9 protein-coding genes are annotated in these 9782 nt (G+C 27.3%); 5 read left to right on the top strand and 4 right to left on the bottom strand.

Translation table 11 applies throughout. The annotated features are described in order from the left end of the window. Window positions 1-2930, top strand: a 2930-nt coding sequence (locus QZ306_RS06880) for a tetratricopeptide repeat protein (protein WP_295162438.1), incomplete at its 5' end; no start/stop codon positions are given. A gap of 52 nt (window positions 2931-2982) precedes the next feature. Here the strand turns inward: QZ306_RS06880 and QZ306_RS06875 are convergent. After that, window positions 2983-3723: a DNA methyltransferase gene (locus QZ306_RS06875; protein ID WP_295162436.1), complete on the bottom strand. Its 741-nt coding sequence runs from the start codon at window positions 3721-3723 to the stop codon at window positions 2983-2985. A 217-nt stretch (window positions 3724-3940) separates the two neighbouring features. Continuing rightward, a complete protein-coding gene (locus tag QZ306_RS06870; protein ID WP_295162434.1) occupies window positions 3941-4129 on the bottom strand; it encodes a hypothetical protein in 189 nt (62 codons plus the stop codon). A gap of 248 nt (window positions 4130-4377) precedes the next feature. Between QZ306_RS06870 and QZ306_RS06865 the strand changes: the two genes are divergently transcribed. The 4 genes from QZ306_RS06865 to QZ306_RS06850 are packed head-to-tail and all read left to right on the top strand — an operon-like array spanning window position 4378 to window position 7823. Then, window positions 4378-5142, top strand: a complete 765-nt coding sequence (locus QZ306_RS06865) for an AAA family ATPase (RefSeq protein WP_295162432.1) — start codon at window positions 4378-4380, stop codon at window positions 5140-5142. 28 nt (window positions 5143-5170) lie between these two features. Then, window positions 5171-5677 (top strand): GNAT family N-acetyltransferase, encoded by a 507-nt coding sequence (locus tag QZ306_RS06860; RefSeq protein ID WP_295162430.1) that lies wholly within the window; start codon window positions 5171-5173, stop codon window positions 5675-5677. A 35-nt stretch (window positions 5678-5712) separates the two neighbouring features. After that, the gene (locus QZ306_RS06855) at window positions 5713-6642 is read left to right on the top strand and encodes a ParB/RepB/Spo0J family partition protein (RefSeq protein ID WP_295162428.1); all 930 of its coding nucleotides are present in this window, start codon (window positions 5713-5715) and stop codon (window positions 6640-6642) included. An 8-nt stretch (window positions 6643-6650) separates the two neighbouring features. Next, window positions 6651-7823, top strand: a complete 1173-nt coding sequence (locus QZ306_RS06850) for a DUF4384 domain-containing protein (protein WP_295162427.1) — start codon at window positions 6651-6653, stop codon at window positions 7821-7823. Window positions 7824-7839: 16 nt separating this feature from the next. On the opposite strand, the gene QZ306_RS06845 is transcribed toward QZ306_RS06850, so the two are convergent. Together QZ306_RS06845 and QZ306_RS06840 are read right to left on the bottom strand one after the other, a co-directional pair. Beyond that, window positions 7840-8529, bottom strand: a complete 690-nt coding sequence (locus QZ306_RS06845; protein ID WP_295162426.1) for a hypothetical protein — start codon at window positions 8527-8529, stop codon at window positions 7840-7842. Window positions 8530-8733: 204 nt separating this feature from the next. Beyond that, the gene (locus QZ306_RS06840) at window positions 8734-9762 is read right to left on the bottom strand and encodes a hypothetical protein (protein WP_295162424.1); all 1029 of its coding nucleotides are present in this window, start codon (window positions 9760-9762) and stop codon (window positions 8734-8736) included. Between the last annotated feature and the right edge of the window lie 20 nt (window positions 9763-9782).

Below are 9782 nucleotides of genomic sequence, written 5' to 3'. Positions count from 1 at the left end.
CCGAAGATTTAGACGATGATAAAGTTATCGCTGATATAGATGATTTGCAATTGCCTGAAGATTTAGATGATAATAAAGTTATCGCTGATATAGATGATTTGCAATTGCCCGAAGATTTAGACGATGATAAAGTTATCACTGATATAGATAATTTGCAGCTGCCTGAAGATAAAGAATTAGAAGAAAAAATCGCCACAGATATTGACAGGGATAATTCAAATGATAATGATATACATTCAGAAAAATTATCCGAATTAGATGATTTACCATTACCTGACAGCCTACCTAATATAGACAAAACTAATGATGAATCTGCAAAAGATGATTTTGGAATTGATGAAATATCTGATAGTTTAGATGACATACTAGAAGATGAAACAGCAGACAGCGATATAGATTCTGATAATTCAGATTTAGATAATATAGCGGAAGAAGATAAAGAAAAGTATAAAACAGAAGATGACAATATAGATTCTGATAATTCAGATTTAGATAATATAGCAGAAGAAGATAAAGAAGAGTATAAAACAGAAGATGACAATATAGATTCTGATAATTCAGATTTAGATAATATAGCAGAAGAAGATAAAGAAGAGTATAAAACAGAAGATGACAATATAGATTCTGATAATTCAGATTTAGATAATATAGCAGAAGAAGATAAAGAAGAGTATAAAACAGAAGATGACAATATAGATTCTGATAATTCAGATTTAGATAATATAGCAGAAGAAGATAAAGAAGAGTATAAAACAGAAGATGACAATATAGATTCTGATAATTCAGATTTAGATAATATAGCAGAAGAAGATAAAGAAGATGAGAGCATAGATTCTGATAGTTTAGATTTAGATAATATAACAGAAGAAGAAAATACAGATTTAAATGATTTGTCTTTAGATGATAATTCAGATAATGATAAAGCAAGTAATAATATAGTTGAAGGAAGAACTTCTCTTCCAGCACCTGAAACTGCGGATAGTTTAGCCGAATCAAAATATGAGGATGTTGATAAAGACATAGATCATGATAAAGTTATTAATGCAATAAAATATCTTCCTCAGCTTACTCAGTATCATGTATTAGATGCTATTCTTAATGAAAAATTAGACAGAGATTCTATGGAAAATCTGCTTAATGCCTTAGAAAGAGGAGAATCTAATGAAAATATTACAGAATTATTAAATAAAGAATTAGGATTAAGCATTAAGGAGGAAGGAAGAAAGAATATACTGGAATTAATACCTATACCAAGCTCATTAAAAGATTATGCTAAAATAATCAGAATTGCAGCCGTATTTCTGATATTATTTGTAACTATAGTTATTCTTTCATTCCAATTTATTTATAAGCCCGTTATGGCAAATAAATATTATAGTCAGGGTTTATTAAGCATATCAAGAGGAGCTTATGATGATGCCGAGAGAAATTTTTCAGAGGGAGAGAAATTAAAGCCTAAGCAGATAAAATGGTATAATAAATATGCGAGAGCTTATATTGCAAGAGAAACATTTAATGAGGCATTAAAAAAAATACAGGGCGCTTTGAATATTAAGCCCAGAGATTTTGAAACAAGAATAACTTACGGATATTATCACAGAAAAAAAGGCGAAAAAGAATTATCAAGAGAGGATTATAGATTAGGCGAAGAATTATATAACGATATGCTTGTTTATACCAGTAATCAAAAAGAAAAAGAAACAATATACGATGAGCGCGGACTTCTTATGATAAGTATGGCAAAAAATATGTCGGAGCCTGAATATTATGACATAGCTTATAATAATTACAGAGATATGGTAAACTTATTCGGAGACGGAGTTGTTCCTAGAAAAAGAGCTATGCTTATAAAAATTTATCAAGACGATTATAATCAGGTAAAAATACTTCAGAATCATATAAATCTATTAAAGCAAAATTATATTGATGATGAAGTTTATCCTAAATTAGCTAAATATCTGCTTAATAAAGACGACTTTTACGGATCCAGAGTATTATTTGAAAATCTATTAACAGCGTACCCTAAAAATTTAGAGTCTATAGTAGGATATGCAGATTATGAAACCAGATTAAAGCATTATGACATAGCAAGAGATATATTAACTAATGCGGCTTTACCTTTATATGATGCAGATCCTTTCTGCAGAGGAAAAGAAATTGTATATAATATGCTTGGTCAGATATATTATAATTTGGGAGAATATGGAAACGCAGTAAAAAACTTTAATGAAGCTTTAACTATAAATAAAGTATATCCCGATGCTAATTATAATTTAGGAAATGTTTACTTCTATAAAGAAAAAGATTATGAAAAGGCAAAATTACATTATCAAACGGCTTATGATAATTTAGCACCTAATCTTAGAAGCGAGCAGCTATTATATAATTTATCTTGGATATATTACTCTGATAGTGAATATGACAGAGCATTTGAAGGATTCAATGCATTATTTCAAAAAAATCCGGGCAACAGCGTTGTATCCTATGCTCTTGGAAATTCGCTTTTGCATTTAGATAAAGCTAATTTAGCCAATGGTTTTTATAGAAATGCCTTAAGTCAGGTTTTAGCTAAAAAAGAAAAATTAGGAAGATTGGAAATGCGCACAGAAAGCGATTTTATTCTTGTAAGTTATCTGGCAAGTCTTTATAATAATATAGGAGTTTCTTATGCCTATAATTCCAAAGATGCAAACACAGTAATTAATGAACAGGAAGCATTTAAATACTTTGTATTAGCAAGCGAATATTTTGATCAGATAAGAACTTCAAATATAGATTTGGAAAGAATGGAAAAAAGAACCGTTATGGTTGATAATCAAAATGTGGGAGCGGCTACTTATAATATAATGGCTATGCAGGGCAGAAGAGATTTAAAGCAATCCGTTATAATAGACGATTATATACCTAAAGATATGTATTATGTAAGATAAACAATATTAATTGAATAAAATAAAAGGCGGGGTTTTAGCTCCGCTTTTTTAATTATAAATTTCTTAAATGAACTTTTCCGTTATTATCTATAGTTTTAATTCCTTTTTTATACATTATAAATAAATAATTAAATCCTCTCAAATAAAAATTATTTTCTGCTGCAGCAATATGATAATTTCCTTTATTTAAATCTCTATTATGACGGACAACGGAAATTATATCTATAGGCATAAAATATTTATTCATAATTTCAAAGAGCTTAAAACCTATAGGCATAAAAGGAAAACCTTTCTCATAAGAATCCGAAACATATAAAGCCATATATCTGTCTTTTCTCATTATTCTGAATATCTCACCTATTACCTTTTCCATAGCCTCATAATATTTACTTTCTCTTGCGGTCAATTTGCCTATGCAGTTTTTCTCATCGGAATAATTAATATGAGTGCCGTAAGGAGGATCTATAAATACAAAATCGGCTTTTTCATCTTCTATAGGTATTTTCCTTGCATCCGCTTTAAAAATATCTTTTCTCTGCAATGCTTTAGGATTAATATCATAGCCTAATACTCTTCTGTTTAATTCACGGGCAACATCAATTGTAGTACCGCTTCCAGCCATTGGGTCAACTATTAAATCTTTTTCTTTTGTGTACCTATTGAGTAAATTCCATATTATATATGAAGGAGTGGCTCCCGTATAATATTTATGCTTATCCTCCTCACTTTTTAAATACTGCTGAGAAGGGTAATCCCATAAAGTGGTTGTTTGAATCTCTAATTTTTTCTTCATAATATTTTTATCGGCAATAATGAAAGTCTAAACTATTACAGCAGTAAATATATCATTATACATTATCTTTTCTTAAAATTCTGCTTAACTTGCATACTACTAATGGTAAGTTCGCATTCGCTAACGCTTAAAAATTAATTCTCCAATCGGCGTATAAGACACTTGTATTTGTTCAATAGAATATTTATTTATAATAGTATGATTAAATATATCACCATCAATATATAATATTCATATTTCCCTTTTTATCAACCTCAAAATAATCATTTGCAAATTGCTTATCGGTACAATAGTAAATTCCTGCTAAATCATCTAAATTGAATCCTTTAGCAACAGATGTGGATTTATTGCCGCATGATATTATACATATTATTAAAAATAAAACTATTAATATTTTACTATACATAGATATGTTCCCATATTAAAAATTATAGATTTTATTCACTGAGCATATACATTTTATCAGCAGATGTTTCAAAATATAGATCATGCTTGTATTATTGACGACTCAATTTTTAATTTTCAAATCAATGTTCATAATATAACAAATTTTTATTATTTGCAAATAAAAAATAAACTAAAAAACTTGATAAAATACCTAATTTTGATATAATAACATAATTTCATAAGATTTTTTAGTTTGGGGATATATTTATGTCTAAGGTTATAGCTATAGTCAATCAGAAAGGAGGTGTCGGAAAGACTACCACTGCCGTTAATTTAAGCGCAAGCATAGCAAAAATGGGTTATAAAATTCTTCTTATAGATATAGATCCCCAGGCTAATGCCTGTTTAGGCGTAGGAATAACAAGAGATAAAATGCAAAAAAGTGTATACGATATATTAATAGGAGAAGCAGAGGCAGATGAAGTTATAATGCCTACATATCAGGAAAATTTATTTTTAATACCAGCTAATTCCGATTTGGTGGGTGCTCAGGTTGAACTTGTTAATGAAATAGCAAGAGAATATAAATTAAAGAAATCTATAGAAACAGTAAAAAACGACTATGAATATATTATTATAGACTGCCCCCCTACTCTGGGAATATTAACACTTAATGCTCTAACCGCTGCTGATTCTGTTCTTATACCTATACAATGCGAATTTTATGCTTTAGACGGAGTAGCTGAACTTAATAATACAATAGCGCTTGTAAAAGAAAATTTGAATAAAGACTTAAAAATAGAGGGGGTTCTTCTCACTATGTACGATTCCAGAACAAAATTGAGCGGCGATGTGGTTAGAGAGGTTGTAAGCTTTTTTAAAGAAAAAAGCTATAAAATAATGATACCGAGAAATGTACGGCTGAGCGAGGCTCCTTCCTACGGGAAAGCTATAGGAGATTATGATAAAGACTGCGTAGGAGCTAGAAGCTATAAGGAATTTGCCAAAGAGTTTGTAGAAAAATCTAAATAATTATTATTTTTTAATATGAGGATACCATATGAATAATATTATTTTAAAAAATGTAAGAAAAGAAGATATTTCTATATTTAAAAATAAATTACAAGAATCATTTATATTCGGTGCAAAAAACTATTTTGTAGAAGATATTACAGATAAAATACCAGAAGAAAAAGATATTGACGAATCTTTAAACATGAATGATGTATATTCATATCATTTAGTTCTTAATAATGAAAAAGTGGGAGGAGCAATATTAGAAATAAATGATAGAACTAATAATAATGAACTTCACTTCTTTTTCATTTATCCAGAATATCAGAATAAAAAAATAGGATATTTATCTTGGAAAGCCATAGAAAATAAATATCCTCAAACAAAAACTTGGACATGCTACACTCCATATTTCGAAAAACGTAATATAAATTTTTATATAAATAAATGCGGTTTTCATATAGTTGCCTTTTATAATCAATATAATAAACTTGAAGGAATGAATAGCAGTCCTGAAGGATTTTTTAAATTTGAAAAAGTTGTAAATAAATAATATTATGTTAATTAAATAATAATTAAGAGGTTTTTATGAGCAGAAAAAGCGGACTTGGCGGTCAAGGTATGAATGCCTTAATAAAATCAACAGATAAAGAAATAAGAAAAGCAGCTGAAGAAGCAGAAAAAAACGGAGTATTGGAAATAGATGCATCGCTTATAGATGTTAATCCAGATCAGCCTAGAAAAGTATTTAATGAAGAGGAAATACAAGGTCTTGCAAAATCCATAAAAGAAAACGGACTTATAAATCCAATTACTTTGAGAGAAAAAAACGGAAAGTATCAAATAATATCAGGGGAAAGAAGATTCAGAGCATTAAAATTTTTAAATGCGGATAAAGTACCTGCATTAGTGCTTAAGAATATAGCTGATTCAAAAATGCTTGAGCTTACTTTAGTAGAAAATATACAAAGAGCGGATTTAAATGCAATAGAAATAGCAAGAAGCTACAAAAAATTAATATATGATCTTAATATAAAACAGGAGGAGCTTGCAAACAGAGTAGGAAAAAGCCGAAGCACCATATCAAACTCTATGCGTATACTGGAATTAAGTGAAAATATACAAAATTTAATATTAGAATCGAAAATTACAGAAGGTCATGCAAGAGCTATATTATCACTAACATTTGAAAATGAAAGAGAAGATTTTGCAAAAGAAATAATAGAAAAAGGATACTCAGTAAGAGAATGTGAAAAAATAGTAAAAGAAAGAAAAAATAACATATCATCTGACATGCAAATAAAAAATAATGATAAAAAGAAAGATCCGAATATAAGAAAATTAGAAAACGACTTGGAAAAAATATTTTCAACAAAAGTTAACATAATAGATAAAAATGGTCAGGAAGGAAAAATAATAATAGAATATTACAGTTCCGATGATCTGTCAAGGATTATGGATATGCTTGAAAAGCTATATGAAAAAGAAAATTCGTCAATACCCACACTTCAGTATTAGGAGTAATTTTGAAATTCTTATTAAAGTATATTCTGATTACAGCTGTCATATCATTAAATATCTATTCAAGAGAAAGAATGCTTATAGCTGCGGTTGATTTGGACCATAGTTTGAAAGCAAATGAGCCTCTGAGAAAAGAACTTGTAAAAACAATAAACAGATTTGCATATCTTAAGCAGAAAACTTCAATTTCTGTAGACAGAGAAAAGAAAAAACTATTTTCTGCAGATGTATTAACTTTAGATGAAGGCTTAATTGTAGCATCTAATCTCAATGTAAGGGCTGTTATAATAATGGACAGTGAAAAAGTATTAAAAACTAATAACAGCACTAATATAACTGCAAATTCAAACAATATAAATACTATCTTAAGCAATTACAATATTACAAATAATAATATAACTCTTACTAATGAAATAAAAGATTTAGGATATTTGATTGAAGATGGTATAGAAAAAAATACAGAATCATCGGATAAATATAACATAAAAAAAACAGATGAAGAACTTTATGAAATAAAATACAATTTCAAAGTTATTGATATATATACAAAAGATGTATTAAAGGAGTATAAGCTTAGAAATCATAATGAAAGCATATCTGCAATAAATGAAATATGCGTATATTTGGAGTTCTATTTTTCTATTATATTATTTCAGTCCATTGAGTCTCCTATAAATGATATTAATTTAAATGTAAGAATAGAAAGAATTACTTTAGAAAATAAAACTAATGCAATATATGACGGCGGCGAAATAATTGAAGGAGAATCGTTTAATATAAACTTCAGATCAAATACGGAAGGTTATATATATATTTTTGCCTTTCAAAATGACGGAAACTTAATATTGATGCATCCGAATGATTTTAATAATTTTATAGACAATAAATACCAAAATAAAATAGAAGCAAGAAAAAATTATATTATACCTCCTGATAATTCTAAATTTAATATAAAAATCCGATATCCGTTTGGTAAAGATCATTTCTACTATGTATACACTAAAAAAGAACTGAAATGGATTACAGGCGTATACTTTCTAGGTGACGGATTTAAAATATGCAATAAAAATAAAATTGCTGAATTTACATCTAAATTAAAATCTTCATTAAATTTAATGAAATATGATAATTGGCAGATTTACAAAATGTATTTGGAATCTATAGCAGAAATAAAATAATACATATATATATAAGCTATTTATAAATATATCTGCTGTTTAAAAGAGGCTGATAACGATTCTCTTTATCTAAAAAAGAACGGTTATATGATTCGTATAAAACTATAGTACCATCTTCATTGACATGTCCTACAGGATCATATTTATAAAAAGGAAGCAATGAACCGTTATATGATACTGTATCAGAAGGACCCCATTTTACAGGAACATTTCTTCCAAATATTTTATTTTCCTCAACAGGAATTCCGTATATATAAACATATTTAGTATAAATATCTATTGCAATTAAAGGATTATCTAAAGATATCATTCCGCCGCCTTTTCCTTTAAATCTGTAAAAATAAAAACGCTTCATTATATCAGCATTTGCTGCATTTCTTTTTTCCGTATATAAAGGATTATATCCTCTATACTGGTAGTATGTCATATTAAGTATATAAAACATTCCAGCCTTTGAATTTTTACCATAATATATATATTCTTCGGTATTTATATTGTTTATTTTCCAGTATTTATCATCTGTTTTCTCTACAAAATTTAAGGCGGGAACATTATTATTATCAAAACTAGCCACCAAAAGCCAGTCTTCAAACTTTGAAGAACTAAAATTAGGGTTATATGATGATGCTCTTTCTATACTTTCTTTAGAAAAAAGCAATAAACTACTTATAAATATAAGTGCCATTAAATAAAGTATTCTATTCATAAACATATCTGAAAATCTAATTATTTATTTTTAATTATAATATATCAAAAAAATATATAAGTAAATAATATAAATATTATGTATAAATAAATTTATATTAAAATAAATCAAAAAAATCAAAAAAATATTTATAATAATACATATAAAACAAAATAACACTACATTTTAATTATAATGTTGTCAAATTAATGAACATTTTAGATTTTATGTCTTATTACCTGTATTATCATCAGGATTAATCTCTATAATATTAGAATTATCCTGATTAATATCTATTAACTTTATATCATCTTCTTTGTTTTTATTATCTTCTTTTTCAGATAATTCAGAAGATTTTCTGCCTATACCTATAAGTCTTCCGTAAAAAACTATAAAAACAGCATAATAAATAATAGACATTAATACAGCAGAAATACTATATGGAATTAAAGCCATTTTATTATTATAAACTGTATTAAATAAATAATTATATCCGTAAGGGAAAAGTATATATAATAATAAAATTAAAGGAATTATAAGCAAAAGCCATAATTTATTTTTACAAGATTTATCTGAAAAAGAATATGATATTATAATAGTTAATATTGATATTGTACTTAAATAAGAAATAGTTCCCCTGTCTAATTTAGCATTAGTATAATCCAGTTCTAAGAAATTCATTATTATAATACCGCATACAGATGTTAAAAATATTCCAGCCATAGTAAATATTATAGAAAACAATATTTTAGTTAAAAATACTCTGTTTGAAAAATTTTTTTCGCTATGAGGCAAAAGCTCAACAATCCAAAGTATAACAGAAAAACTGAATGTCTGAAGAGAGAGTTCAGGAAGATTAATAAGATGAAATTCTATAGGCAGCTGATTATATATTAATCCTTCTATAGAGGTTGGAGCAGCAGATGGTGCAGCTATTATTCCGATACATACAAATATAAGCCATACTATAAACCACCCGAATTTAGTAATAATAATTTTTCTAATAGGAAATAATGCTATTGCTATAAATACAGCTCTTATAGGCTGCAGAAAAGGACCTATAACTGTTAATGGAGATTCAAATCCTCTCATAAAATTAGAAACTATAACATTTTCATAAATTTCTCTGTAATTAAATATATTAGAGAAAAAAATACCAAAAAATATATAGGTTAAAGTATGAATAACGGCAACCTTTATGTAAAAAATAAAAAAATGCTTAAAAAATATTTTAGGGCTGTTATCATTATACATAATTATTATACATCCAAATT

It is taken from the genome of uncultured Brachyspira sp., from assembly GCF_910588665.1.
Classification (GTDB): Bacteria; Spirochaetota; Brachyspiria; order Brachyspirales; family Brachyspiraceae; genus Brachyspira.
This window is presented reverse-complemented; position numbering and strand designations above follow the sequence as displayed.

What these genes read in the sequence shown, in the direction of transcription:
- QZ306_RS06875 (WP_295162436.1), bottom strand. Translation starts at nt 3,723, where the DNA reads ATGAAGAAAAAATTAGAGATTCAAACAACCACTTTATGGGATTACCCT.
- QZ306_RS06870 (WP_295162434.1), bottom strand. Translation starts at nt 4,129, where the DNA reads ATGTATAGTAAAATATTAATAGTTTTATTTTTAATAATATGTATAATA.
- QZ306_RS06865 (WP_295162432.1), top strand. Translation starts at nt 4,378, where the DNA reads ATGTCTAAGGTTATAGCTATAGTCAATCAGAAAGGAGGTGTCGGAAAG.
- QZ306_RS06860 (WP_295162430.1), top strand. Translation starts at nt 5,171, where the DNA reads ATGAATAATATTATTTTAAAAAATGTAAGAAAAGAAGATATTTCTATA.
- QZ306_RS06855 (WP_295162428.1), top strand. Translation starts at nt 5,713, where the DNA reads ATGAGCAGAAAAAGCGGACTTGGCGGTCAAGGTATGAATGCCTTAATA.
- QZ306_RS06845 (WP_295162426.1), bottom strand. Translation starts at nt 8,529, where the DNA reads ATGAATAGAATACTTTATTTAATGGCACTTATATTTATAAGTAGTTTA.
- QZ306_RS06840 (WP_295162424.1), bottom strand. Translation starts at nt 9,762, where the DNA reads ATGTATAATGATAACAGCCCTAAAATATTTTTTAAGCATTTTTTTATT.